This window comes from Oricola indica, from assembly GCF_965227485.1.
Classification (GTDB): Bacteria; Pseudomonadota; Alphaproteobacteria; order Rhizobiales; family Rhizobiaceae; genus Oricola; species Oricola indica.
In genome coordinates, this window is record NZ_OZ245747.1 from 4,524,796 (window position 1) to 4,550,700 (window position 25,905).

20 protein-coding genes are annotated in these 25,905 nt (G+C 64.0%); 12 read left to right on the forward strand and 8 right to left on the reverse strand.

Annotation, left to right across the window (positions count from 1 at the left end; genetic code table 11):
* The first annotated feature begins 34 nt into the window (after positions 1-34).
* A complete protein-coding gene (locus tag ACQK2M_RS22430; protein WP_425419649.1) occupies positions 35-367 on the forward strand; it encodes a hypothetical protein in 333 nt (110 codons plus the stop codon).
* A 43-nt stretch (positions 368-410) separates the two neighbouring features.
* Here ACQK2M_RS22430 and ACQK2M_RS22435 read toward each other — a convergent pair whose 3' ends face one another.
* Together ACQK2M_RS22435 and ACQK2M_RS22440 are read right to left on the reverse strand one after the other, a co-directional pair.
* Entirely contained in the window at positions 411-1,283 is an 873-nt protein-coding gene (locus ACQK2M_RS22435) for a hypothetical protein (protein ID WP_425419650.1), read from the reverse strand.
* Positions 1,280-2,290, reverse strand: coding sequence for a ligase-associated DNA damage response exonuclease (locus tag ACQK2M_RS22440; protein WP_425419651.1), 1,011 nt, complete (start codon positions 2,288-2,290; stop codon positions 1,280-1,282). The genes ACQK2M_RS22435 and ACQK2M_RS22440 overlap by 4 nt, the downstream gene beginning before the upstream one ends.
* A 111-nt stretch (positions 2,291-2,401) precedes the next feature.
* On the opposite strand from ACQK2M_RS22440, the gene ACQK2M_RS22445 reads away from it, so the two are divergent.
* The 3 genes from ACQK2M_RS22445 to pdeM all read left to right on the forward strand — a co-directional run bounded on the left by ACQK2M_RS22445 (position 2,402) and on the right by pdeM (position 6,783).
* Complete coding sequence (locus ACQK2M_RS22445; protein WP_425419652.1) at positions 2,402-3,418, forward strand: methyltransferase domain-containing protein; 1,017 nt, start codon at positions 2,402-2,404, stop codon at positions 3,416-3,418.
* A gap of 106 nt (positions 3,419-3,524) precedes the next feature.
* Positions 3,525-6,050, forward strand: coding sequence for a ligase-associated DNA damage response DEXH box helicase (locus ACQK2M_RS22450; RefSeq protein WP_425420114.1), 2,526 nt, complete (start codon positions 3,525-3,527; stop codon positions 6,048-6,050).
* 31 nt (positions 6,051-6,081) lie between these two features.
* A complete protein-coding gene (pdeM, locus tag ACQK2M_RS22455; RefSeq protein WP_425420115.1) occupies positions 6,082-6,783 on the forward strand; it encodes a ligase-associated DNA damage response endonuclease PdeM in 702 nt (233 codons plus the stop codon).
* Position 6,784: 1 nt separating this feature from the next.
* On the opposite strand, the gene ACQK2M_RS22460 is transcribed toward pdeM, so the two are convergent.
* From ACQK2M_RS22460 to ACQK2M_RS22475, 4 genes are all read right to left on the reverse strand, one after another.
* Entirely contained in the window at positions 6,785-7,282 is a 498-nt protein-coding gene (locus ACQK2M_RS22460) for a DUF3429 domain-containing protein (protein ID WP_425419653.1), read from the reverse strand.
* Positions 7,283-7,312: 30 nt separating this feature from the next.
* Positions 7,313-8,170: a TIGR02186 family protein gene (locus ACQK2M_RS22465; RefSeq protein WP_425419654.1), complete on the reverse strand. Its 858-nt coding sequence runs from the start codon at positions 8,168-8,170 to the stop codon at positions 7,313-7,315.
* On the reverse strand, positions 8,167-9,090 hold the full coding sequence (locus tag ACQK2M_RS22470; protein ID WP_223476429.1) for a sulfite exporter TauE/SafE family protein: 924 nt from the start codon (positions 9,088-9,090) through the stop codon (positions 8,167-8,169). The genes ACQK2M_RS22465 and ACQK2M_RS22470 overlap by 4 nt, the downstream gene beginning before the upstream one ends.
* Before the next feature lie 157 nt (positions 9,091-9,247).
* Complete coding sequence (locus tag ACQK2M_RS22475) at positions 9,248-12,886, reverse strand: peptidoglycan-binding protein (protein ID WP_425419655.1); 3,639 nt, start codon at positions 12,884-12,886, stop codon at positions 9,248-9,250.
* Positions 12,887-13,399: 513 nt separating this feature from the next.
* On the opposite strand from ACQK2M_RS22475, the gene ACQK2M_RS22480 reads away from it, so the two are divergent.
* The 7 genes from ACQK2M_RS22480 to ACQK2M_RS22510 all read left to right on the forward strand — a co-directional run bounded on the left by ACQK2M_RS22480 (position 13,400) and on the right by ACQK2M_RS22510 (position 20,243).
* Entirely contained in the window at positions 13,400-13,813 is a 414-nt protein-coding gene (locus ACQK2M_RS22480; protein ID WP_425419656.1) for a MerR family transcriptional regulator, read from the forward strand.
* A gap of 300 nt (positions 13,814-14,113) precedes the next feature.
* Positions 14,114-15,907: an acyl-CoA dehydrogenase C-terminal domain-containing protein gene (locus ACQK2M_RS22485; protein WP_425419657.1), complete on the forward strand. Its 1,794-nt coding sequence runs from the start codon at positions 14,114-14,116 to the stop codon at positions 15,905-15,907.
* Positions 15,908-15,941: 34 nt separating this feature from the next.
* On the forward strand, positions 15,942-17,114 hold the full coding sequence (locus ACQK2M_RS22490; RefSeq protein WP_425419658.1) for an acyl-CoA dehydrogenase family protein: 1,173 nt from the start codon (positions 15,942-15,944) through the stop codon (positions 17,112-17,114).
* Between the two features lies 1 nt (position 17,115).
* On the forward strand, positions 17,116-17,769 hold the full coding sequence (locus ACQK2M_RS22495; protein ID WP_425419659.1) for a glutathione S-transferase family protein: 654 nt from the start codon (positions 17,116-17,118) through the stop codon (positions 17,767-17,769).
* A 28-nt stretch (positions 17,770-17,797) separates the two neighbouring features.
* Entirely contained in the window at positions 17,798-19,006 is a 1,209-nt protein-coding gene (locus ACQK2M_RS22500) for an acetyl-CoA C-acetyltransferase (RefSeq protein ID WP_425419660.1), read from the forward strand.
* Entirely contained in the window at positions 19,003-19,656 is a 654-nt protein-coding gene (locus tag ACQK2M_RS22505; RefSeq protein WP_425419661.1) for an FMN-binding negative transcriptional regulator, read from the forward strand. Before ACQK2M_RS22500 ends, ACQK2M_RS22505 begins: the two co-directional genes overlap by 4 nt.
* A complete protein-coding gene (locus tag ACQK2M_RS22510) occupies positions 19,653-20,243 on the forward strand; it encodes a cysteine hydrolase family protein (protein WP_425419662.1) in 591 nt (196 codons plus the stop codon). The genes ACQK2M_RS22505 and ACQK2M_RS22510 overlap by 4 nt, the downstream gene beginning before the upstream one ends.
* A 56-nt stretch (positions 20,244-20,299) precedes the next feature.
* On the opposite strand, the gene ACQK2M_RS22515 is transcribed toward ACQK2M_RS22510, so the two are convergent.
* Positions 20,300-21,073, reverse strand: a complete 774-nt coding sequence (locus ACQK2M_RS22515) for an EAL domain-containing protein (RefSeq protein WP_425419663.1) — start codon at positions 21,071-21,073, stop codon at positions 20,300-20,302.
* 100 nt (positions 21,074-21,173) lie between these two features.
* Between ACQK2M_RS22515 and ACQK2M_RS22520 the strand changes: the two genes are divergently transcribed.
* A complete protein-coding gene (locus tag ACQK2M_RS22520; RefSeq protein ID WP_425419664.1) occupies positions 21,174-23,390 on the forward strand; it encodes a 3-hydroxyacyl-CoA dehydrogenase NAD-binding domain-containing protein in 2,217 nt (738 codons plus the stop codon).
* 267 nt (positions 23,391-23,657) lie between these two features.
* Here ACQK2M_RS22520 and ACQK2M_RS22525 read toward each other — a convergent pair whose 3' ends face one another.
* A complete protein-coding gene (locus ACQK2M_RS22525) occupies positions 23,658-25,892 on the reverse strand; it encodes an autotransporter domain-containing protein (protein WP_425419665.1) in 2,235 nt (744 codons plus the stop codon).
* Positions 25,893-25,905: the final 13 nt, after the last annotated feature.

A 25,905-nucleotide genomic window follows, 5' to 3' on the forward strand; every position in this document is an offset into this window, starting at 1 on the left:
TGGAACGCAACATGCGATTAATCAGACCATAAATATGGAACTCAATGAAACCGAATTGAGTGTGCTGGCCAAGTTCCATGAGATGCTCGCTCCTGCTTTTGATTCGGGAGACGAGTATCAAGTCATTGGCAGGACCGAAAATCCAACCGGCTTCATGACAGACTTACGCGCACGAACGGGTCGCGCACCCGGCGACCAAAAAATCTTTGAGGACTTGCCCAGCGCTATCACGGCAGGAAATATTACGGTCGGCTTTCTGGTCTATCACGATGGCACGATAGTCACGGCGATCGAAGGATATATCGCCGATGAGAACGAAAACTGGGAAGAAAAGGGCGGCGGCATAGAATGGTTGAGCGACGTATAGTCGCTCTGCGTTCCCCGATCTTTCACCTAATCCGCAAAAGCCTTCAAAGCTGCGGGATCAGTTCCAGGATCTCGAAATAGGTCGGGTCCGGCTCGGTCATGCCGCGCTCGTCGATGGAGACGAGGAACAGCCTTTCGCCCGAGCGCAACACACGGCCGACCTTGTTGCCGAAATTGTCGTTTTCGGCATTGGCCGGATGGGCCGGGTCGTATTGCTGCTCCGACTGGCCGTCGATCCAGGTTCGGCCGGCAAAACCTGTCTGTCCGTTCTTGAGGGGCACGGTCTCGGCATGCAGGTGCTCGCCGCTCGTCTTGTCGATGACCAGGCCGCCGCCCGGCGCTCTCGTCACGGAGCAGGTGTGGGTGCCGACGCGGCGCGCGCCCTCTTCGAGGAACCCGTACCAGAACACGTCGCAGCGATAGGGCCCGGTCGGAAACGAGCCGAGATCGTCGGACTTGACCCGACCGTCGAGCAGCGCCTCGACGGTGTCGGCCTGGCCGTTGACGGACAGGCCTTTCTTCTTGAGCTCGTCGAGCGTCGCCTTGACCTGCGCCGGCAGATTGGACAACTGCGTCGCGTCCTGCGGCGAGAAGGGCTCTATCGGATCGGTAACCGCCTCCAGCGCACCGCCGAGTTCGGTCTTGCCGGTCTCCTTGTCGTAGACGCAGATATGCTGCGCCCCGGTTGCGGCGTCTGTCAGAAGCGCGACGCCGAAACTTGCCATCCCCGTCGGATCAACACGGATGCCGGCGACCTTCATGCGCGGCGCGGCCATCGCCACGCAGGCGCTCTCCACCTCGGCGCGGAATTGCTCCCAGGCATCGGGGCTGGACCCGACCGCGTGACGGCCGGAAATCACCAGAAGCGCGAGGCAAAGGGGTGCGACGATTCGTAAGAGGCGGGATGGCGATATCATTCGGCTTCGTCCTCATATCCGACGATGTTGAGCGGTTTCGCTCTTATCTGGTTCAGTTCGCACCAGCGCACAAGCGCTTCCTCGCGGCCATGGGTGACCCAGACCTCCTGCGGGCCGATCTCGCGGATCGTTCCGGTCAGTTCGTCCCAGTCGCAATGATCCGACAGGATCAGCGGCAGTTCGACGCCGCGCTGGCGCGTGCGCTGACGCACCCGCATCCAGCCGGAGGCAAAGCAGGAGATCGGATCAGGAAAGCGCCGCGCCCAGCGGTCGGCGAAGGCGGAGGGCGGGCCGATGACGATGGCCCCGGCGAACTGGTCCTTCGCCTGTTTTTCTATCGTCGCGGGCGCAAGCGGGCCGAGATCGACGCCACGGCTCACGTAATAGTCGCACAGTTTCTGCATCGCGCCGTGGATATAGATCGTCTCGCCATATCCCTCCTCGCGCAGGAGGGCGATGACACGTTGCGCCTTGCCGAGCGCATAGGCGCCGACAAGATGGGCGCTCGCCGGGAACTGCGCGACGCTTTTCAGGAGCTTGCCGATTTCCTCGCGGTCGTCCGGGTGGCGGAAGACCGGCAGGCCGAATGTCGCCTCGGTGATGAAGACATCGCATTTGACCGGCTCGAATGCCGCGCAGGTGGGATCGCGGCGGCGCTTGTAGTCGCCCGAGGCGACGATGCGCGTGCCGTCATTTTCGACCGCGATCTGCGCCGCGCCGAGCACATGGCCGGCGGGATGCCAGCTGACAGTCACACCGTTGATATCGAGAACCTCGCCATAGCCGGCCTCCTGCGTCGCGCCGGCGAACCCTTCGCCGTAGCGGATGCCCATGATGTCAAGCGTCTCGCGCGTCGCCATCACATGGGCATGGCCCGGACGGGCATGGTCGGCATGGCCATGGGTGACCAGCGCGCGCTCGACGGGCCGAACGGGGTCGATATAAAAATCGCCCGGCGGGCAGTAGAGGCCTTTCGGCGTCGGTCGGAGAAGGTCCTCGAAGCGCATGCGAACAAGATAGACGCCTTTTCGGCGCGGAGAAGACCTGCAGTTTCCGATTGTATTTTTCCGCGGCCGGCAACATATGCCGTCATCACCTTTTTTCGGACCCCAACGACAATGACAAATCAGAGTTCGGGCAGCCTGACCGCCGACCGGCGCGCAGAGTTCGCCCGTTCCTATGCAGGCGCCGGAGACTTCGACGCCGCTGCCGACATCATGGCACAGGCGCTGGAGCTTGCGCCGGAGCACCTGCCTTTTCTCTCCCTGATGGGCGAATGGCTCGACAAGGCTGGCCGCGCCGCCGATGCCGCAGACACGTGGGCACAGATGCTGCGGCTGGACGCGGATGATCGTTTCGGCGCGCAGTTGAGGCTCGCCAGCCTCGGCCTGACAGAAACGCCGGACACTCCGCCCGTCGCCTATGTGGAAAGCCTGTTCGACGATTTCGCGCCGCGCTTCGAGACCTCGCTGGTCGAGCGGCTGGACTACCACGCACCGCAATTGCTGACCGAGGCCATTGCCGGGGCGCTCGGGACCGGACGCATGAGCGTCCGCCATGCGATCGACCTGGGCTGCGGCACTGGGCTGATGGGCGAACATCTTCGCAAGTCCGCCAGTTTCCTCGAAGGCATCGACCTGTCGGCGGGGATGCTGAAACGCGCCCGCTCGAAACGGATCTACGACCGCCTCGACAAGGGCGATGTCGCCGACATGGCGTTCGCGGAGACCGATCCGGGACGCGCCGACCTCGCGGTTGCGGCGGATGTCTACATCTATCTCGGCGACCTCGCCCCCGCCTTCGCTCTTGCCGCCCGGCTTCTCGAGGCGAACGGCCTGTTCGCCTTCACCGTTGAGGCGCATGACGGTCCGGAGGACTTCATGGTGCGGCCGTCGCTACGCTATGCACACTCGCAAGCCTATGTGAGTCGCGCGCTCGTCGCCGCGGGATTCGAGGTCGCGACGCTCGACCGGGTTTTCCTGCGCATGGACGGCGCGAAGCGTATCGAAGGGCATCTCGTGGTGGCGCGAAAAGCCGCCCCAATCACTGTCCTCCCGGACGCCGCCATGGCGGATCGGACGGAGACCGTGAGGGACGACGAGTACGCCCTGCGCAGCCGGCGGAAATTAACGTAAACAAGCCGTGAACAGATTCGATAGAATTTTATCGATTATGTGAAGAAAACGTGAACGTTTCGCTTGGCGATGCGACCCCGCGGCTCTAGTCTTGGCTCTTGTGAGCATCGCGACACCTCCCCCCGCGTCGTCATCCGACGGCATCGACCTGCCAGCGCCCTTTATCGACTGGTTCGCCTCGAAGGGCTGGCGGCCGCGCGCGCATCAGCTCGACCTGCTGGAAAAGGCCGAGGCGGGACGCTCGGCGCTTCTGATCGCGCCCACTGGAGCCGGCAAGACGCTGGCCGGGTTCCTGCCGACGCTGGTCGATCTGGCGCGGCGCGGAAAGGCGAAGCCCGGCACACGCAAGCCAGGCGTCCACACGCTCTACATCTCTCCGCTCAAGGCGCTCGCCGTCGATATCCATCGCAATCTCTCGACGCCGGTGGAGGAAATGGCCCTGCCCGTCGAGATCGAGACGCGGACCGGCGATACGCCGCAGTCGCGCCGGCAGCGCCAGAAGCTCAACCCGCCGGACATATTGCTGACGACGCCGGAGCAACTCGCGCTCCTCCTCTCGCACAAGGACGCCGAGCGCTTCTTTTCCGATTTGCGCCATGTCGTGCTGGACGAATTGCACTCGCTGGTCACCTCGAAGCGCGGTCACATGCTGGCGCTCGGGCTCGCCCGGCTGCACCGGCTCTGCCCCGGCCTGAAAGCGATCGGACTGTCGGCGACCGTGTCCGAACCGGACCTGTTGCGGCAGTGGCTGGTGCCGCAGCGCGAAGGCGGCGAAATGGCCGACCTTATCACCGTGGCCGGCGGGGCGAAGCCGGACATCACGATTCTGAAATCGAAGGAACGGGTGCCGTGGAGCGGCCATTCGGCGCGCTACACCATGGCGGAAGTCTACGAGGCGATCCGCGAGCACAAGACCACGCTGCTCTTCGTCAACACGCGCTCGCAGTCGGAACTGCTGTTCCAGGAACTCTGGCGGATCAACGAGGACAATCTGCCGATCGCGCTGCATCACGGATCGCTCGACGTCAGCCAGCGGCGCAAGGTCGAGCAGGCGATGCAGGGCAACGCGCTGCGCGCCATCGTCGCCACCTCGACGCTCGATCTCGGCATCGACTGGGGCGATGTCGATCTCGTCGTCCATGTCGGCTCGCCGAAAGGGGCGTCGCGCCTCGCGCAGCGGATCGGGCGGGCCAATCACCGCATGGACGAGGCGTCGAAGGCCATCCTGGTGCCGGCGAACCGTTTCGAGGTGATGGAGTGCCAGGCCGCGCTCGACGCGAATTATCTCGGCGCGCAGGACACGCCGCCGCTGGCGGATGGTGCGCTCGACGTGCTGTGCCAGCACATTCTCGGCACCGCCTGCGCCGAACCTTTCCGCGCCGACGACCTCTATGCGGAGATCACGGCGGCCGCGCCCTATGCCGGTCTTCCGCGTGCGACCTTCGACCAGGCGGTGCAGTTCGTCGCCCATGGCGGATACGCGCTACAGAGCTACGAGCGCTATGCCCGCATCCGGTTGACGCAGGACGGCACATGGCGCGTTTCACACCCCTCCGTCGCGCAGCAATACCGGCTCAATTGCGGGACGATCATCGAAGCGCCGATGCTCAACATCAGGCTGACCCGGCAGCGCAAGGGCGGACCTTTGCGCGGGGGGCCGGTTCTCGGCAAGATCGAGGAGGGCTTCATCGAGGCGCTGGCGCCGGGCGACACGTTTCTGTTTGCCGGCAAGGTGCTGCGCTTCGAGGGCATCCACGAAAACGACTGCATCGTCTCCAAGGCGAGTGACCTCAATGCCAAGGTACCGGCCTATGCGGGCGGCAAGTTCCCGACCACGACTTACCTCTCCGAACAGGTGCGCAAGATGCTGGCCGATCCGTCCGGCTGGGGCCGGTTGCCGCGCCAGGTGTCCGACTGGCTGGCGATCCAGAAGGCGAAATCGCTGGTGCCGGGACCGGAGCAATTGCTGGTCGAGACCTTTCCGCGCGGCAACCGCTTCTACATGGTCGCCTATCCCTTCGAGGGACGGCTGGCGCACCAGACGCTGTGCATGCTTCTGACGCGCCGGCTGGAGCGCGCCAAGGCCCGGCCGCTCGGCTTCGTGGCGTCCGACTATGCAGTCGCAATCTGGGGCCTGCGCGACATGGGGCAGATGCTGCGGCGGAGCGAGTTGTCTCTTTCCGGCCTGTTCGACGAAGACATGCTGGGCGACGACCTCGAAGCCTGGCTGGATGAATCCTACCTGCTCAAGCGCACCTTCCGGGCGTGCGCCACGATTGCCGGGCTGATCGAGAAGCGCCATCCCGGAAAGGAGAAATCCGGGCGGCAGATGACGGTGTCCGCGGACCTGATCTACGACGTGCTGCGAACGCATGAGCCGGACCACATCCTGCTTCAGGCGACCCGCAACGATGCGCGCACCGGCCTGCTCGACATCGGTCGCCTCGGCGACATGCTGTCTCGCATCAGGGGGCGAATCGTGCATAAGGATCTGGAGATGATCTCGCCGCTCGCCGTTCCGGTCATGCTCGAAATCGGCAAGGAAACGGTTCACGGCGGCGAGACGAGCGACGCGCTGATGGCGGAAGCGGCGGACGACCTGATCCGCGACGCGATCGGCGCGGATATCTAAGAAGGGCAGCATGCGGGCGGCACTGAAGACGGTGGAGCAGGTGACGGCGGGCGAAGCGCTGGCGATCGATTATGCGGAATCGGAAGTGCTGCTCGATCCGGCCGGTGCAGCCTATTTCGCCGATGACCGCCTTCTCGTCGTTTCCGACATGCACCTGGAAAAGGGCTCATCGTTTGCGCGCCGGCGGGTCTTCCTGCCGCCCTACGACACGGCGGCGACGCTGGCGCGACTGGCCGCAATGGCGGCGAAATACAATCCGTCGACGATCGTCAGCCTCGGCGATGCCTTCCATGACGACGAGGCGAGCGAACGGCTCGGCGCCGACGCCATCGCCGCGATCCGCGCCATCGCATCCGGCCGCGATCTGGTCTGGGTGACCGGCAATCACGACCCCTCGCCGCCGGAAGGCGTGCCGGGCGTTTCGGTGGAGATGCTGGCGTTCGGGCAAACGATCTTCAGGCATATCGCGGAGCGTGACGAAACCGGACACGAGGTCAGCGGCCATCTTCACCCCTGCGCGCGGCTGGCGCGCGAAGGACGGGCGGTGCGCCGTGCCTGTTTCGCCTCGGACGGGGTGCGGCTCGTCATGCCGAGTTTCGGGGTCTTTACGGGCGGTCTCAATGTCCGCGACGCGGCCTATGACGGGCTTTTCGACGCCTCGCGTTTTCGCGCCTACATGCTGGGGACCGACCGGGTCTATGCGGTCGGGCCGAAAGGCCTGATCGGCGACTGAACTACATCGCGGAGTAGGTCGCGCCGAAGGCGGCGATCATCGTGCCCATGGAGAGCACCGTCAAAAGCACGCGCAGCCGGCCGAACCAGTCCGGCATGCCCTTCGTTCCGGCGGCGCGGCTGTCCCACCAGCCGGTCGCAGCGAAGGCGGCGGCAAGGACCGCGAAGGACCACGGCTCGCCCATGAAGAAGGAAAACCAGCCGATCAGCGACGGCCCCGCGGCCAGTACGAGCGCCTCGCTTTCCTTGCGCCCGCCATCCCCGTTCGCAATGGCGAGACCCCAGCGTATGCCGCCGACGAAAGACAGGACGATGGCCGCATAGAGCTTGAGCGCGTCGATGAGGGTGCCGACGGCGGCCGCGCCTCCCTCGGCATATTGCGAGATAAGCCCCGGATCGGCGAGCAGCAGCGAGGTGAAGATTGCGAAAGGCACGAAGCCCAGCAGCGCAAGCATCGTCGCCGTACGCTCGACGCTTACTTCCTTGCGTTCTTCCTGCATGGGATCCCCTCTCGTGATCCGCGGCAAGCGTCAGTCCTTGCGGAACATGACCCTTCCAAGCCAGCCGACGAGGAAGGCCAGCGCCACTGAGGCCATACCATACAGCAATGACCGGTTCTGCGCTGCCTCGTAGATTTGGAATTCCACGCCCGCCTTGCGGATGTCGAGACTCGACTGGGTCTGTGCGACCAGCACGCCCTGCCGGAACAGATAGGCGCGCGCCGTGTGACGGCCGAGCGGCACATTGGCCGGCAGGCGCAATTGCGCGCGGAACAGCGACTGGGAGATAAAGCGGACGCCGGCCGGAAACTCCTCATACAGATTGCCCTCTTCCTTCAGCCGGCGCAGCGCCTGCGTGAAATCGAGAACATCCGCCTCGTCGGCCGTATCGGGCTCGTAACTGCGCAGGCGGATCTGCTCGACGCCCAGCGACAAGCGCGCCATGGTGCCGAGATCGGTGATGTCCTGCGGCGGGCGGGTCGAGGCGATCAGGAAAGATTCCGGGACATTGATGAAAGCCTGGGAATCGACGTTCATCCAGATGCCGAGGACGCGTTCCTTGCGCCGGGTCACCAGGTTCGATGTCGGGCCTTCAAGGATCACCGCGACATCGTAGCGACCCTGCCGCTGGATCAGCGGATCGATGTTGTCCACGGCGCCGAAGATCGTCAGTTCGACGCCCGAAAAATCGGAGGTGATCGCGATGATCTCAGTCGACAGGCCGATCTCGATGCGTTCGGGCAGTTCCGCACCCGAGGCGGCCTGCGGCGAGGGTTCGACCGAAGGCGCGACCGGCTCCGGCGCGGGCTTGGGATCCGGTTCCTGCGCCGAAACCGCCAGCGGCAAGAACGCCAGCAGAAAAACAAGCGATGCGGCAGCGGCTCTCACAGCAAGAACTCCCGCGACACCGAGTAGATCTCGTCGGGGACGACGAAGAGCGCGTAGCCGAGGCGCAACGCCACCAGAAGGACGAGCCCGGCCAGAAGCGCGCGCAGCTGCTCGCCGCGCAGGCGCTGGCCGACCTTGGCGCCATATTGCGCGCCGACGACGCTCCCCATCATCAGCAGGAGCGCGAGCACCACATCGACGGTCCGGTTGGTGGTCGCATGCACGACGGTCGTGTAGGCCGCGACGAAGATGATCTGGAAGAGCGAAGTCCCAATGACGACATTGGTCGGCACCTTGAGCAGGTAGATCATGGCCGGGACCATGATGAAGCCGCCGCCGACGCCCATGATCGAGGCAAGCACGCCGATCATCGTTCCGAGCCCGAGCACCGGAATGACGCTGACATAGAGCTTGGAAGCCTTGAAGCGCATTTTGAAGGGCAGCTTGTGGATCCACATATGCGCGCCCGGCCGGCGCAGGCTGACCGAGCCGCCGGCGCGCGAGCGCATCATGGCGCGGACGCTTTCCAGCATCATCAGGCCGCCGACCGTGCCGAGGAACACGACGTAGAGAACGGAAACGATCAGGTCGAGCTGGCCCAGCGTGCGCAAGAGCGAGAAAACCCAGACGCCGATGGACGAACCGACGATGCCGCCGATGAGCAGCATGAAGCCGAGCTTGATATCGACTGTGCCGCGCTTGAAATGCGACAGCACGCCGGACACGGACGACGCCACGACCTGGTTGGCGCCAGTGGCAACCGCGACGGCGGGCGGAATGTTGTAGAAGATCAGGAGCGGCGTGATCAGAAAGCCGCCGCCGACGCCGAACATGCCCGAAAGAAAACCAACGGCAGCCCCCATGCCGAGCAGCACGAAAATGTTCACAGACATTTCCGCGATCGGCAAGTAAAGCGCCACCTGTTTTTCCTCCAATCAGCGAACCGGCATGAATTGTTCATGCGCCTCACGGTAAGCAGAGTCAAACCCGCCCCGCAGGATTTTTACCCTGCCCGCAACGCGAAGGGGCGGCACATCCGTACCGCCCCTTTCACATGCTGTCGGCCGATGCCGTGCGTCAGGATTGCCTGTTGAGTTCCAACAGCTTGTCGACAAGAGCGCGATCGACTTCACCGGTCGGCAGCAGGTCGTTGGCCTTCTGGAATTCGATGATCGCATTGCGCGTCTTGCCGCCCATGATGCCATCGGCGGGACCGGCATCGAAGCCGTTGTTGTTGAGGATCGCCTGGATGTTGCGGATGGCCTTCTTCATGTTGTCGTCGGATACCGGCGCGGAGGCGGTCATCTCGCCGCCTGTCGTCCATGCGTCCGGCACGTCCACCACATTGGCCGCGAAATCGGCGTCCCTGACCTTCCAGAGCTCGACGGCGGCGCGCGCCGTTTCGAGCTGGTCGGGACGCATGTAGCCGGCAACCTCGTCGCGCTTGGCTTCGGCGTCCTTGTCGCCGGCCTTGGCCGCCAGAGCCAGCCACTTGTAGGATTCGGCGAGATCCTGCGGGACGCCCTCGCCCCGCGCAGACAGGATGCCGAGATTGACCTGGCTGTCCTTGACGCCGCGATCGGCCGCTTCGAGGAACCAGCGTCCCGCCGACGCCATGTCGGGCGTACCGTCGATGCCCGTCGCATACAGCACGGCCAGATTGTGCATGGCGCTGACATTGCCCTGCTCGGCGGCGCGTTGATACCAGTCTTTCGCCGTCGCGGCGTCGCGTTCGACGCCAAGGCCCTTCTCATAGGCATTGCCGATACGATACTGAGCGGGCGCATAGCCAAGTTCGGCGGACATCTCGTACCATTTCGCCGCGCCGGCCATGTCGCCGCCCGGTGCGCCGGGGCCGTCACCCATCAGGCGGTTGCCGATCGTGAACAGCGCCTTGGGATCGCCCGCGGCCGCTGCTTCGCGCAGGGCAACCGGTCCGATCGCTTCGGGAATATCGGCGAGCGCGACCTGTTCGATCGTCCCTTCATCCGCGACTTCGGCGGTTTCGGTTTCGATGGGCCGGTCGACGGCATCCTGGGTCGCCACGTTTGCGGTTTCCACCGCCATCGTCTCGTCCACATCACCGGCCGAAGCGGCTTCGCCCCCCGTATTGGCGCCGATGACGCGCGGCTCGGCCGGAACCGTGGCGGCCGTTTCGTCAGCGGCGATTTCGGATGCGGGCGCGGTCATTTCCGCAGGAGGCTCGACAGCGGCAGCGGGCTCAGCGTCCTGCATTTGCGTCACTTCGGCGGGTGCACCACCGCGATCGACCAGATATCCCCGTACAAGCGGGAAGGCCATGAGCGCGAGCAGGATCGCGGCGGCTCCGATCATCAGCGGACGGCGGCTCGAGGCAAGCAAGCCGCGCCCTGCCGACGTCCCGGATTCATTCTTCACCTTGCCCTTATCGAGGACGGAGGCATCGTCGGCGGCAGCACGGGCGGCGCGACGGGCGGCGGCGATGAAATCGGACTTGCCGGTATCGTCGGCCGGCTCGACATTGGCTTTCGGCGTCGGGCCGGCTCGTTCGGCGCGCACGCGCTTCATGATCTCGGCGAGATCCGGCGTGCCGGAGCCCGGTTCCAGCGGCTGATCGCCGATTTCGGAATCGATGTCGGCCTTGCCGCTCGCGCTGAAAACGACCGGTTCGTTTCCGGGTTTGGGCGTCGGGGCTTCCTTCTTTCCGGACCGGCGCATCGCGCCACGCAAACCGCTCAGGAGACCCTTGCGAGGCTTTGAATCGGGATCGACCATGATCTCGACTTCACCGGAAGCGTTCGCGGATCCGGTTTCCTCCATCACGGCGCGCGCAGCCATGGCGGCCGCCTCGGCCGGGGAAACGCCCTCGCGCTTGACCGGGTTCTTGCGCATTCCACGCGACGGCGACTGCTCGCTCGCGGCATAATCGACAGGCGGCGCATCCTCGATATGGGCCTTCGGCTGCTCGGGCGCGGGTTCATCAGACGGCTTCGGGCCAAACAGCGGGGGTTTGTCCGCCGGCGGCGGCTGGTCGCCCGCGCGCAGGCTCGCCTCAAGGCCGGCGATGCGCTCGGCGACCTTGACCAGCGTATCGTGGATCGCCTCGAAAGTGCGCGTGTTGCGGTCGTCGGAGTTACGCGCCAGTTCCTCAAGGGCACGCAGATCGCCGGCAAGCTGGGCCAGCATCGACTTCTGCTCGTCGGACGCACCGGACGAGAACTTGGCGACGACTTCCTCGGCGGCTTCGCGGGCAACGGCAATCATGTCCTCGCGGCCGGTCGCCAATTGTTCGCTAATCGCCGTCAGGCGTGGCGCGAGATCGGCCAGCGACGCCTGGTCGGGCATCGGCGACGTGACCGCGGAGAGTTTTTCCGAAAGCGCGGCGATCTGCGCTTCGAGGCCTTCCATCGCCCGCGTGTCGGGCTGGGCCGGCGCACCCGACGACAATCCGTCGCCGCTCGTCAGCATCTGGGCGATTTCCTCGATGCGGCGTTCCATGTGATCGAAAGTCGGCACGGCGGCGCCGTCGCGCTCGTTGTCCTCGATGCGCCGAGCGAGTTCTTCCATGCGCTGATCGAGCGACTCGAACATGCGCTGGCCTTTTTCGTTCGCCGTGCGGTGATGCGAGTCGAGGCGATGGGCGATGTCCTCGAAACGAGCGTTCAACTGCTCGATCGCACCGTCCGGAACGCCGGCGACGGTCCCGCCGCCAGTCCCGATCCTGCGAGCGAGTTCGTCGAGCCGCTCGGTGACCGCCTCGAGAGCCTCGTTCTGCGGCGATGCCGTCGCGGTCGATTCATGCAGGGCATCCAGCCGTGCCGCGATTTCCGACAGGTAGCGTTCGACGTCGCCGGCCTGCGATCCGGCGGCGCGTTCCTCGACCTGACGCGCAAGCGACGACAGGCGTGCCTCGATGCGATCGAACGGGGTCGTGTCGAATTCCGGCGGGGCGTTGGAAACGGAGACCGACACGATCGCGCGCGTGATCTCGTCCAGCCGTTCCTCGATGGCGTTGAGGTGATCCGGCGAGAGAGAGGCGTTCTGGGCCGAAAGGCTTTCGACGGCTCCGGCGAGCGAACGCATCTGATCTTCCATCGCGGCAATCGCACGGGTGTCCGGCAAGCCGTGCAGCGCACTTCCAAGTTCACCGATGCGGTCCGCTATGGCGTTCAGGTCCTCGCGGGAGCCGATGCGATTCGGCAGTTCGCCGATTTCGTTCTCGATGACCGACCAGCGGTCGGCCATGTCGCGCAGCGTGTCCTCGCGGGCGAGCGCTGCGACATGCGCCTTCAGTTCTTCCACCTCGGCACGCAACGCGCCGGTGTTGCCGTTCTCGACGCGCGAGGCGACAACGCCGAGTTCGCGCGTCAGGCGTCCGAATCCATCGGCGAGATCGTCGCGCGAAACCGTCGCGCCCTGACGGTTGAGAGACTTCAGCTCTTCGCGGATCGAGGCGAATTGCGATGCGATTGTCGATGACATCTCGCGATTGAGCGCTTCGCGCATGACTGCGAGTTCCGCCTGCAGCCCGCCCTGATCGGGCGCGGCGACCGCGTGGCGGACCGGCGGCGCGTCGCGATAGGAGGTGTCGGGCCGTTCGCGCCGCGCGAGCGCTTCCTGGCGGGCGCGTATAGCGGATATGTCGTCATCGCGATGCGGGAGACCACGACCGGCGCGCTCGATGCCCATTCGTCTTTCGAGATTGGACAAGGCTTCGTCGAGCTTGTCGAGAGTCATGTTTGCGGAACGCCGGGAAGCGGTATCCTGTCCGGGATGCATGTTCCTGTCGTGCATGTTTCGCCCATTTCTCGCGGCGCCCGCTGCACTGCCAACTCTGCGGTCATTCCCGTGGCAGCCGTCGCCTTGAACTTATTTGTCCCCGAAAACCGAGCGCGCACACCCGATACACAACCACGCCGCGATCTTTCATCGTTAACGTTTTTCAAATCACGGTAAACAAGCGGTTAACCGAGGTTAATTTCATGAAAATCGCATTCGACGATCTGCGGATCACTTGCAGACCATAGAACGCCAAAGTTGCGTGGATCTGTTGCTGTAACAGCGAGGTAACGTTGCGTTACCTTCACTTGTGAGCCTTTTGCGGCCTACACTTGGAGTTGGGATGGGATGTCATTGCAACCGGCGGTCGCTTTCCGGCGATGCCGGCCTCTATCGCACGGCTTCCATCGCAATGACTGCCGAAACGAATGTCAGAAATAAACCGTAAAGCGGGGGCGAAGGTCGAGCATTATGAACAGCAACATAAAAGTCGAATCACTCGCCGAGCACGAACCGGTCTATCGGATCGGGGAACTCTCGAAGGAATTCGATGTTACGTTACGCACGTTACGTTTCTACGAGGACAAGGGCCTTCTGAAGCCGCGACGGATCGGCAATACGCGCCTCTACTCGCGCGGCGACCGGACACGGCTCCGGCTGATCCTGCTTGGCAAGCGCGTCGGCCTGTCGCTTCTCGACGTCAAGGAAATCCTCGACCTCTACGACCCGAACGGCGACAACAGCCGCCAGCTCACGGTCGCGCTCGAAAAGGGCGAGGAGCAGATGGAAATCCTGCAGAAGCAGCGTGAGGAAATCGACGCGGCGATCGCGGAACTCGACGAGACCATCACGACCGTGCGCGGCATGGTCTCCGCCAAGGACTGACCGCCGCTTCCACCGCGCCTACCAGTCACCATAGGAAGCGGCCCGTATGGGGCATCGGGCCGCCTTCTCAACGACCCCGGCATCCGCGAGGATCGCCGGGGTTTTTCGTTTCCGCCCGGAAAATCGCCTCAAATCGACCTTTTTTCGAGCGATGTGATGCCTTGGAATCGATGCTCCATCGCGAAATCCGTCCGATTTCAAAATTTTGACGTTTACGGAAACGTCAAAATTTGATAGCCACGCCTCGATCATGTTCCGCGCGGCGCCGCCACGCGTTGAGACAGACTTTCGGAGGAAGACATGCCCGCCTACCGCGCACCGGTCGAAGACACTTTGTTCGTGCTGAACGACGTCCTCAAATACGAGCGTTACGACAACCTCCCGGGCTTCGCCGACGCCTCGCCCGACATCGTCGAGGCGGTGTTGCGCGAAGCGGGCCGCATGGCGGAGGAAGTATTCTTTCCCCTCAACCAGTCGGGCGACCAGGAAGGCTGCACGCGCAGCGAGGACGGCGCGGTGACGACGCCGAAAGGCTTCAAGGATGCCTTCGAGCAATACAAGAAAGCCGGCTGGATGGGCCTCGCCTTCGATCCGGAGTATGGCGGACAGGGCCTGCCCTACACGCTGCATTCGGCGATCGGCGAGTATTTCTCGTCGGCCAACATGGCGTTCGCGATGTATCCGGGCCTGACCCAGGGCGCGATGGCAGCGATCCACGTGCACGGCTCCGACGCGCAGAAGCAGAAATTCCTGCCAACGATGGTCGAGGGCCGCTGGACCGGCACGATGAACCTGACCGAGCCGCATTGCGGCACCGATCTGGGCCTGCTGCGCACCAAGGCGGTTCCGCAGGAGGACGGTTCCTACAAGATTTCCGGCCAGAAGATCTTCATCTCGGCCGGCGAACACGACATGAGCGAGAATATCATCCACCTCGTGCTCGCCCGCATCGAGGGCGCGCCGGAAGGCACCAAGGGCATCTCGCTGTTCATCGTGCCGAAATTCATGGTCGGCGATGACGGCTCTCTCGGCGAGCGCAACGGCGTCGTGTGCGGTTCCATCGAGGAAAAGATGGGCATCCACGCCAACTCGACCTGCGTGATGAATTACGACGATGCGACCGGCTACCTGATCGGCGAGGAGAACAAGGGGCTGCGCGCCATGTTCACCATGATGAACGAGGCGCGCCTCGGTGTCGGCCTGCAGGGTTTGTCGATCGCTGAAATCGCCTATCAGAACGCCGCGGCCTATGCGAAGGACCGCATCCAGGGCCGCGCCCTCACCGGACCGGCGGCGCCCGACAAGAAGGCGGACCCGATCATCGTCCATCCGGACGTGCGCCGGAACCTGATGACGATGCGCGCTTTCAACGAGGCAGGGCGCGCCTTCCTGCTTTGGGCGGCGCTGAAATCCGACGTCGCGCATCGCGCGGAAGACGCAAGCGAACGCGAGCTGTCGGAGGAAATGATGGGCCTCATGACCCCGGTCATCAAGGGCGTCCTGACCGACAAGGGCTTCGAGCACGCGGTGATGGCGCAGCAGGTCTTTGGCGGCCACGGCTATATCGAGGAACACGGCATGAGCCAGTATGTGCGCGATGCGCGCATCGCCATGATCTACGAGGGCGCCAACGGCATCCAGGCGCTCGACCTCGTCGGCCGCAAGCTGCCGGCCAATGGCGGCCGCGCGGTACAGGCTTTTTTCAAGGAGGTTGGCGAGTTCTGCGAGGAGAACCGCGGCGACGAGACGCTTTCGTTCTTCACCAAGCACCTCAAGAAAGGGTTGAACGACCTGCAGGCGGCAACCATGTGGTTCGTGCAGAACGCCATGGCCAAGCCCGACAATGCGGGCGCCGGAAGCCACGACTACATGCATCTCTTCGGCCTCGTCGCGCTCGGCTACATGTGGGCCTTGCAGGCGAAGACAGCGCAGGAGAAGCTGGCTGACGGCGACGACCGCAAGGCGTTCCTCGAGGCCAAGCTGACGACGGCGCGCTACTTCATGGAACGCGTCATGCCGGAAAGCTCGGCGCATCTGGCTCGCATTTCGGCCGGTGCGGACTCGATGATGGAACTGGCCGAAGAGGCATTCTAAGGTCGATCGAAGACACGCATAACGGGAGGAACGAATGGCCAGCAATCCGGCGGATATTCTCGGCATGCCGAAGCCATCCTGGGCGACGGAAGACGTCGTCATGCTCCAGGAGATGGCGACACGTTTCATGACCGACGAAATCCTCCCGAAATACGAGAATTTCGAGAAGGCGGAGATCTTCGACCGCGAGAGCTGGGAAAAGGCTGGCGCGAACGGACTTCTCTGCGCGTCGATGCCGGAAGAGTATGGCGGCGCAGGCGGCACCTACGCGCATGAGACGGCAATCCTCGAAGCGATCAGCCATGTCGGCGTCGACGGCTTCGGCATCCCGCTGCACAACTCCATCGTCGCGCCCTACATCGCGCATTACGGCTCCGAGGAGCAGAAGCAGCGCTGGCTGCCGAAGCTCGCGACTGGCGAACTGATCGGCGCGATCGCGATGACCGAGCCCGGCGCGGGGTCCGACCTGCAGGGCGTGAAGACCTCGGCAAAGAAGGACGGCAACCACTACGTCCTCAACGGCTCGAAGACCTTCATCACCAATGGCCAGCTCGCCAACCTGATCATCGTCGTCACCAAGACCGATCCGACTGCGGGCGCGAAAGGCACCTCGCTGATCATCGTCGAGACCGATGACGCGGACGGTTTCGAGCGCGGCCGCAACCTCGACAAGATCGGGCTGAAATCGAACGATACGTCGGAACTGTTCTTCAACGATGTGCGCGTACCGACCTCCAATCTCCTCGGCCACGAGGAAGGGCTCGGCTTCGTCCAGCTGATGCAGCAACTGCCGCAGGAACGGCTCCAGATCGGCGGCTCGGCAATCGCCATGTGCGAACGGGCGCTGGCCGTCACGATCGACTATGTCAAGGACCGCAAGGCTTTCGGCAAGGCGGTGATCGAATTCCAGAATACGCAGTTCACGCTGGCCGAACTGAAGACCGAGGCGACCGTCGGGCGCACCTTCTACAATTTCTGCGTCGGTGAACATCTCGAAGGCCGGCTGACCCCGGAACTCGCTTCGATGGCGAAGTACTGGCTTTCCGATCTGCAGGGAAAGATCACCGACGCCTGCCTGCAACTGCATGGCGGTTACGGTTACATGAACGAGTATCCGATCGCCCGGATGTTTCGCGACGCGCGCGTGCAGCGCATCTATGGCGGCACCAACGAGATCATGAAACTGCTGATCGCCAGGAGCCTTTGAGATGGTCGATTTCACCCTCCACTGCTTCACCGAATCCGGCAATGCCTACAAGGCGGCCTTGATGCTGGAACTGTGCGGCGCCGACTGGGAGCCGCATCGCGTCGCCTTCTTTTCGGGTGAAACGCGCAGGCCGGAGTTCCGCGATCTGAACGAGATGGGCGAGGTGCCGGTGCTGATCGACCACACGCGCCGTCCCGACCTCGTCATCAGCCAGTCGGGCGTGATCCTCTATCATCTTGGCGAACATTTCGGGCAATTCATGCCGGAATCCGAGGACGAGAAGCGCGAGGTCATGCGCTGGATCCTGTGGGACAACCACAAGCTGACCAGCTACTCGGCGACCTACCGCTTCCTGCGCATCTTCGCGGGCAAGGGCGACACGCCGGAAGCCGAGTTTCTCTATTCGCGGGCGCGCAGCGCCTGGCGCGTTCTCGACGAGCATCTGGCGGACCGCGACTGGGTGGCCGCCGACCGCCCGACGATCGCCGACTTCTCGCTTGCCGGCTACCTGTTCTGGCCGGCGCAGATCGGCATGGTCACCGACGACTTCCCGGCGATACCGCGCTGGCTCGACCGGCTGCGCCGCCTGAAGGGCTTCAAGCTGCCGGAAGACCTGATGCCGTCCGGGCAGGAACAAGACACCGCGACGGCCTGAGCCGCGCGCAGGAAACAAGGAGACGACAATGGCTGACGCATTCATCTACGACGCGGTGCGCACGCCGCGCGGGCGCGGCAAGAAGGACGGGAGCCTGCACGAAGTGCCGACGCCGCGCCTTGCCGCGAAAGTTCTCGAGGCGCTGCGCGAGCGCAACGGCCTCGACACGAAGAAGGTCGATGACGTGATCCTCGGCTGCGTGGACCCGGTCTACGAAGCGGGCGGCGACATCGCGCGCGCGGCCGTCTTCGAGGCCGGTTACGCGACCGAGGCGCCCGGTCTGCAGATTAACCGCTTTTGTGCCTCCGGCCTCGACGCCATCAATTTCGGCGCGGCGAAGATCGCGCAGGGCGCCGACGACATCGTCATCGCGGGCGGCGTCGAATCCATGTCGCGCGTCGGTATGGGCGCGTCGGGCGGCGCCTGGTACATGGACCCGTCGGTCAACATCCCGGCCTATTTCATGCCGCAGGGCGTTTCGGCCGACCTGATTGCCACCAAATACGGGTTCAGCCGCGACGACGTCGATGCCTATGCGGTGGAAAGCCAGAAACGCTCGGCGGAAAGCTGGGACAAGGGCCATTTCGCCAAGACCGTCATCCCCGTGAAGGACCAGAACGGCCTGACCATTCTCGACCGTGACGAGCACATGCGCCCCGGCACCGACATGCAGTCGCTGGCGAGCCTCAACCCGTCCTTCGTCATGCCCGGCCAGATGGGCGGCTTCGAGGCTGTCGGCATCGCCGGCCATCCGGAGGTCGAGGCGATCGACTATGTCCACCATGCCGGCAACTCGTCGGGTATCGTCGATGGCGCGGCGGGCGTGTTGCTCGGCTCGAAGCGCGGCGGCAAGTCCATGGGGCTCGAACCGCGCGCTAAGATCAAGGCCTTCGCCAATATTGGCTCCGACCCGACACTGATGCTGACCGGCCCGGTCGACGTGACCGAGAAGCTTCTCAAGAAGGCGAAGATGTCGATCGACGACATCGACCTGTTCGAGCTGAACGAGGCCTTCGCGGCGGTCGTGCTGCGCTACATGCAGGCGTTCGAGATCGACCATTCGAAGATGAACGTCGCCGGCGGCGCCATCGCCATGGGCCACCCGCTCGGCGCGACCGGTGCGATGATCCTCGGCACCGTGCTCGACGAGCTGGAGCGCCGCGACCTCAACACCGCCCTGGTGACGTTGTGCATCGGCGCGGGCATGGGCACGGCCACGATTATCGAGCGGGTATGACATCCATGTACCAGCCGGATTTCTTTCAGGAGAACGACCGCGACAGGCTGGCCGCGCTTGCCCGCGAGATCCAGTTCGGCTGCATCGTCACCGGCGAGGGCGCCAGCCTCAACGCGACCCACGCACCCTGTGTCATACGGCAGGACGGCGACGATCTCTTCGTCGAGTTCCACGTCGCCAAAGGCAACCGGCACTGGCAGATCGATCCTGACGCGCCGACCGTCGCGATCTTCCAGGGCGACCAGTCCTACATCCATCCGGGCTGGTATCCGACAAAGGCCGAGACCGGCAAGGTGGTGCCGACCTGGACCTATGTCACGGTGCACATGCACGGCCGATTGGAGCCGATCACCGATGCGGGCGAACTCGAGCGCCATCTGGTCGATCTGACGGCGCACAATGAAGAGAGCCAGCCGGAGCCCTGGGCGGTCTCCGACGCCCCGCGGCCCTATACGGAACGGATGATGGCGGCGATCGTCGGGATGCGGCTGCGCGTCGAGCGCGCCGAAGGGGCGCTGAAGCTCAACCAGCACAAGAGTGAGCCGGACCGGACAGGCGTGATCGCCGGCCTGCGCGAATCCGGCCCCCTCGCCGCGCGAGTCGCCGACCGCATGGACAGGGCCGGACGCGGCCCCGGAGACCTGGCGTGACCGGCCTGCAATCCAAAGGCGGGACGGCACTGGTGCTCGTCGATGTGCAGAAGGCCTTCCTCGAATGGGAAGCCGCCGGCATGCGGCGTAACAATCCTCAGGCCGTCGACAACATCGCGCGCCTTCTCGCCGCCTTCCGGCGCGAGGGTATGGCGGTTTTCCATATCCGCCACGCCTCGCGCGAGGCGGGTTCGGCGCTGCGTCCGGAAAAGCCCGGCTACGAGCCGATCGACCAGGCGCGCGAGCGCGGCGGCGAAGCGGTCATCGTCAAGCACGTCAATTCGAGCTTCATCGGTACAGATCTGGAAACGCGCCTGCGTGCGCTCGGTATCGAGACGGTCGTGATTTGCGGCATCACCACCAATCACTGCGTCGAGACCACGACGCGGATGGCCGGCAATCTCGGCTTCGACGCTCGGCTCGTTTCGGATGCCTGCTACACATTCGACCGTACCGGCCATAACGGCCGCCACGAAACCGCCGAAGACATTCACGCGATGACGCTGTCCAATCTGGACGGCGAGTTCGCGACGATCGAAACCACCGACAGCCTGCTGGCCGCGCTCGACACAGGCGTTGCGGCATGACGGGGTACAGCATGCATAGAAGGGCGATCGCGCCTTGGCCGGGACGGCTGCAGGCCTCAGGCGGCGATATTCACCGCCGAGATCGCCGCTGCGCTGACCTGCGGCAAGGCCTCGACGGCGGGGGGCGCGAACCAGTAGCCTTGGAACAGCGTCACGCCAGCAGCCTTCAACATCAGGAACTCGGCCTCGCTTTCGACGCCCTCGGCGAGAAGCGCGATATCGAGTTCCCGGCAGATGCCGGCGAGACCGGCGACGATCGCCTGACGGGCGCGGCTGGCATGGATGTCGCGAACGAGATGCATGTCGAGCTTGATCAGGTCGGGCTGGAAATCGGCGAGCAGCGCGAGGCCGGAAAAACCGGCGCCGAAATCGTCGATCGCCGTGACGAAGCCCTGCTTGCGGTACTCCGCGATGATGGCGCGCAGGTGAGCGGTGTCGTGGACGATCTCGTTTTCGGTGAACTCGAACATGATCGCGGTTTGCGGAAAATGGCAGCGCCGCGCGGCCGACAGCGTCTTGCGCAGGCAGGCGGCGGGTTCATAGACCGCGTTGGGCAGGAAGTTGATCGACAGGCGCGGCGTGTTCTCCTTCGGAAAGAGCCGCGACGGCAGCTCGACGGCCTTGACGCGGCAGGCCTGGTCGAAGCGGTAGCGCTGCTCGGGGCCGACGCGCGACAGGATTTCGCCCGCGCCTTCGCCGGCGGTGCCCCGGATCAGCGCCTCATAGCCCCAGACGATGCTTTCGGACGTTTCGACGATCGGCTGAAACGCCATCGTGAAATCAAAGCCAAGCGGCTCGCCGGACCGGCAACCCTCGCAGGTGTCAGCCATCTCTCAGTTCCCGTTCAAGCGACAAGATTGCACTGAAAAAATTGAAAAAGCCTGAAATACCGCGCCGAAGCGGACGCGGAAACGTTCAAAGGAGAAATCCATGACCTACACAAACTTCACCGTCGAAACCGACGCCGACGGCATCGCGCTCGTCACCTGGGACATGCCCGACAAGTCGATGAACGTCTTCACCGAGGAGGTGATGGACGAGATCGACGCGATCATCGACGCGGTGGTCGCCGACGACGCGATCAAGGGCGCGGTCTTCACGTCGGGCAAGAAGGATTCCTTCTCCGGCGGCGCGGACATCACCATGCTCAAGAAGATGTTCGACATCATTCAGACCGAGAAGGCGAAGGACCCGCAAAAGGCGGTGCAGATGCTGTTTGACGGCGCCGGCCGGATGAGCTGGCTGTGGCGCAAGCTGGAAACCTGCGGCAAGCCCTGGGTCTCGGCGATCAACGGCACCTGCATGGGCGGCGCGTTCGAACTGTCGCTCGCCTGCCACGGCCGGATCGCGGCCGACAGCCCGGCGGTCAAGATGGCCCTGCCCGAGGTCAAGATCGGCATTTTCCCCGGCGCGGGTGGCACCCAGCGCGTGCCGCGCCTGACCAACCAGCAGGACGCGGTGCAGATGATGACGCAGGGCTCCAGCCTGACGCCGTCGCGCGCCAAGGCGATGGGGCTGATCCATGACGTCGTGCCGCCGAAGAAGCTGATCGCGGCCGCAAAGGCGATGATCGCGGCCGGCCTGAAGCCGGTGCAGCCCTGGGACGAGAAGGGCTTCAAGCTGCCCGGCGGCAAGATCTACACGCCGGCCGGCGCCAATCTGTGGCCGGCGGCTTCCGCGATCCTGCGCCGCGAGACCAACATGAACTATCCTGGCGCAGCGGCGATCTTAAAATGCGTCTATGAGGGCCTTCAGGTGCCCTTCGACACCGCATTGAAGATCGAGCAGCGCTATTTCGCCCATGTCCTGCAAACGACAGAGGCCGGATCGATGATCCGCTCGCTATTCGTCTCGCTGCAGGAACTCAACAAGGGCGCGCGCCGCCCGGATGGCGTCAAGCCGACCAGGTTCAAGAAGATCGGCATCCTCGGCGCGGGCTTCATGGGCGCGGGCATCGCCTATGTGACGGCGAAGGCCGGCATTCCCGTGGTGTTGCTCGACCGAACGATGGAGGCCGCCGAGAAGGGCAAGGCGCATTCCGAGGGCCTCGTCACCAAGGCGATGCAGAAGGGCCGCGCGACGGCAGAGGAGAAGGAAAAGCTCCTGTCGCTCATCACGCCGACGACCGACTATGCCGAGATCGAGGGCGCGGACCTGATCATAGAAGCGGTGTTCGAGGACTCGGAGGTCAAGAAAACCGCCACCGAACAGGGCGAAGCCCAGCTCAAGCCGTCGGGCATCTTCGCCTCCAACACCTCGACCATTCCGATCACCGCGCTGGCGAAGAATTCAAAGCGGCCGAAGAACTTCATCGGCATCCATTTCTTCTCGCCGGTGGACCGGATGATGCTGGTCGAGATCATCATGGGCAAGCGTACCGGCGACAAGGCGCTAGCAGTGGCGATGGACTATGTCCGCGCCATCAAGAAGACGCCGATCGTCGTCAACGACACGCGCGGCTTCTACGTCAATCGCTGCGTGCTGCGCTACATGAACGAGGCGTTCCAGATGCTGATCGAGGGCGTGCCGCCGGCAATGATCGAGAACGCAGCCAAGATGGCCGGCATGCCTGTCGGCCCGCTGGCGCTGACCGACGAGACGGCGATCGATCTCGCCCAGAAGATCATGAAGCAAACCATCCGTGATCTCGGCGAAAAGGCTGTCGATCCGGAGCAGGTGAAGCTGATCGACACGATGGTCGACACGCATGGCCGCCACGGCCGCAAGAACGGCAAGGGCTTCTACGACTATCCGGCGAAACCCGCCAAGAAGCACCTGTGGCCCGATCTGAAGACGCTCTACCCGCAGCAGGATGCGGACTCGATCGACTTCGAGGAACTGAAGCAGCGCTTCCTCGCCGTCATCGCGCTGGAAGCGGCCCGCGTGATGGAGGAAGGCATCGTCACCGACCCGCGCGAGGCGGATGTCGGCTCCATCCTCGCCTTCGGCTTCGCGCCCTATACGGGCGGCACGCTCTCCTACATCGACGGCATGGGCGTGGCGGAGTTCGTCGCGCTGGCCGAGAAGCTCCGCCGTAAATATGGCAAGCAGTTCAAGGTGCCGAAACTGTTGAAGGAAATGGCCGACAATGGCGAGACCTTCTACACGCGGTTCGATCCGTATGCGCAGATGGATGAGGCGGCGTAAGCAAGTTAGCTGACTGAGTTAGCGAGACCCCGGGGTGAGAGCTCCGGGGTTTTTTGTTGCCAGTTACACGATGAAACACTGACAAGATAATCGGCGCGGGGGCTGACGCTATCGGCGAATTTGCCGAAAAAAGCGCGGACGGAGTTTAGTTAAGGGAGTGAGGAGCGGCTCGTCCGCTAGCGGCAGTTTTGCGCCCTCAAATCGGCCTGAGAGGCCAATTTGAGGGTTTCCTGACAGCGGTCATTTCCAGACCGTTTGGAGATCGGTTCAGAACTTGACCTTGACCCCTGCATTCGCGGCGTAATCCCAGGAGTTGTTGTCATACACGCTCGCGTTCGCGCCCGTGAAAACGGTTGTCTGGGAATTGAGTTTCAGTTCCGAGCTGACGCCGAGCTTGCCGCCGAACACGTTGCGCTGTTCCGCGCTTGAGATCGTGAAGTCCGTGCCCTGCAACGAGGCGTTCAGGGCGGAATCGCCCATATTGTAGGTATCGAGGATCGTTCCCGTTACCGAATAGCTGGCCGTCTGCCCGTTGGCGAACTGGTGCCGATTGGTGATCTTCAGTTCCATCGCGGCCTGCAGGGCATCGACCGAGCGGTTGCCGTAAGTGATGTTCTGCGATGAGCCCTGCTCGGCGTAACCATCGAACGACCCATACGTGTAGCGCAGCACGCTCTTCGGGGTCAGCACCCAGCCCGGCGCCACCTCGTAGTCGCCCGAAACGGCGATTTCCGGCGATGCGAACCAGCCATCATAGGTGCCGGTCGCCGTCTCGGCGCCGGTATTGATTTCGCGTTCCGACGTCGAGAAGATCCCGCCCGCGATCAGGGACGCATCGAAATAACGGCCACCGGCGTCATGGCGGAGATAGAGGCCGCCGAACGCGGTGTTTCCGGTGACTTTCGAGCTGTTGTCATTCGTCTGGTTGCGCATCGCGCCGATGCCGCCCATCGCGCCGAAGCGGGTCTGACCGACAACATGATCAATACCGAAGGAAACGCCGTAATGGGCGGCGTTGGTGTCGGTGCCGTCGTCGAAGCTCTGGCCGCCGAAACCGCGCAGCCAAACGAGGTTTCCGCCAGGCGCGACAGCGAGGCCTTCGCCAACCACCTTCGCCATGGCTTGTTCGGCATCGGACTCGGCCGCCTCCTCGGCATATCCGAGCGCGCTGTCCGGGCCTGTCCGCTCATCGACCGGTCCGTCGCGATCGATGTCGAGGGACAGGATGTCGGTCATGACCATGCCAACGGTGGAGGTGATCGTCTGGGTGGTCGAGAAGGCGGACGCCATGCTGGTCGTCGTGTCGACCACGTCGATCGTGCCCGAAGCCGTATCGGGATCGGTGTAGATGACGGACTGCCGGTTGTTGTTCAGTTCAACCGTATTGCTGCCGGTCAGATACTCCGCGACCGGGATGGAATAGCTGCCCGAGCCGAAGGCCGTCGTGTTGCCCGTGGTGCTGTTGAAATCCACCAGACCGCTGAATGCCGCGGTGGGCAGGATGTTCAACCGGTTGCCGCCCGCATCGTAGCGGATCGAGGCGGTGCCGCCGGAGATGGTTCCGGTGTTGGTGACCTCGTTGCCACTGCCGGCCAGCACGATGCCGTATTGAGTTCCCGAAATCGAACCGGCATTGGCGAGCGTCGCGCCCTCCATCGTCACGGCGTCGGCAACGCCCGATATCGAACCGTTCACCGCCAGGGTTCCGCCGGTCATGCCGAAGACGCCGCCCACGAAGCTGGATGTGTCGATCGAGAGCAGGCCGTCCTCGATCAGGACGTCGCCGGCATACTCCGAACAGTCGCCGGTGAGGCTGGTCGTTCCCGAGAGCACCTTCAGCGTGCCCGTGCCGGTGACGTCCGACGCCAGCACATAGTCGGAGTCGGTGTGATTGAAGACAATCGTTCCGTCGCCCTCGCCGAAGACGATTTTGGGGGAGGTGATCGTTCCGCCACCGATGGCGGCATCGCCTGCCGCCGCGCCGATATTCAGCGTGCCGACCCCGCCCGAAGTCGTCGCAATGCGCAATTCATTGTCGACGGTGAGCGCCGCGCCATCCGAAACGGTGACGACTGCAGTACCGCCATAGGCGACATAGACATTGCCGAGATAGTTGATCGAGGGAACAGCATAGGCATGCGCCGTGGTGCCTGCGCCCGTCAAGATGAGTTCGCCGGTCGAATCGGTATCCATGCCCACACCGATGGTGGCCGAAGTGACCGAAGCCGCGTCGGAGACGGTGACCGAGCCGTTGCCGCCCCCGCCGCCGCCTTCGTCGCCGCCGATATAGATGCGCCTGGTCGTGTCCCACGTGGTGCCCGGTCCGGTGACAGTCATGGTCGTCGCCTCGGGTCCGCCGCCGCCGATATAGCCGCCGTCGCTGTAGAAATCGACGCCGTCGGAAACGGTGATCTCGCCGCCGCTGAAGTAGACCCAGCTTTTGGATTCGTCGTCGTTCTCATCGCCGATCGTCACGCTCGTGCCGTTGCCGGTGAACAGCATCGTGGCGCCGGTG

Bases quoted from the DNA above. Each gene is read 5' to 3' on its own strand.
- ACQK2M_RS22490 (WP_425419658.1), top strand. From the start codon at position 15,942: ATGGCCAGCAATCCGGCGGATATTCTCGGCATGCCGAAGCCATCCTGG.
- ACQK2M_RS22515 (WP_425419663.1), bottom strand. From the start codon at position 21,073: ATGGCTGACACCTGCGAGGGTTGCCGGTCCGGCGAGCCGCTTGGCTTT.
- ACQK2M_RS22475 (WP_425419655.1), bottom strand. From the start codon at position 12,886: ATGACTCTCGACAAGCTCGACGAAGCCTTGTCCAATCTCGAAAGACGA.
- ACQK2M_RS22505 (WP_425419661.1), top strand. From the start codon at position 19,003: ATGACATCCATGTACCAGCCGGATTTCTTTCAGGAGAACGACCGCGAC.
- ACQK2M_RS22525 (WP_425419665.1), bottom strand. From the start codon at position 25,892: ATGCTGTTCACCGGCAACGGCACGAGCGTGACGATCGGCGATGAGAAC.
- ACQK2M_RS22520 (WP_425419664.1), top strand. From the start codon at position 21,174: ATGACCTACACAAACTTCACCGTCGAAACCGACGCCGACGGCATCGCG.
- ACQK2M_RS22445 (WP_425419652.1), top strand. From the start codon at position 2,402: ATGACAAATCAGAGTTCGGGCAGCCTGACCGCCGACCGGCGCGCAGAG.
- ACQK2M_RS22430 (WP_425419649.1), top strand. From the start codon at position 35: ATGGAACTCAATGAAACCGAATTGAGTGTGCTGGCCAAGTTCCATGAG.
- ACQK2M_RS22500 (WP_425419660.1), top strand. From the start codon at position 17,798: ATGGCTGACGCATTCATCTACGACGCGGTGCGCACGCCGCGCGGGCGC.
- ACQK2M_RS22480 (WP_425419656.1), top strand. From the start codon at position 13,400: ATGAACAGCAACATAAAAGTCGAATCACTCGCCGAGCACGAACCGGTC.
- ACQK2M_RS22495 (WP_425419659.1), top strand. From the start codon at position 17,116: ATGGTCGATTTCACCCTCCACTGCTTCACCGAATCCGGCAATGCCTAC.
- ACQK2M_RS22435 (WP_425419650.1), bottom strand. From the start codon at position 1,283: ATGATATCGCCATCCCGCCTCTTACGAATCGTCGCACCCCTTTGCCTC.
- ACQK2M_RS22460 (WP_425419653.1), bottom strand. From the start codon at position 7,282: ATGCAGGAAGAACGCAAGGAAGTAAGCGTCGAGCGTACGGCGACGATG.
- ACQK2M_RS22485 (WP_425419657.1), top strand. From the start codon at position 14,114: ATGCCCGCCTACCGCGCACCGGTCGAAGACACTTTGTTCGTGCTGAAC.
- ACQK2M_RS22440 (WP_425419651.1), bottom strand. From the start codon at position 2,290: ATGCGCTTCGAGGACCTTCTCCGACCGACGCCGAAAGGCCTCTACTGC.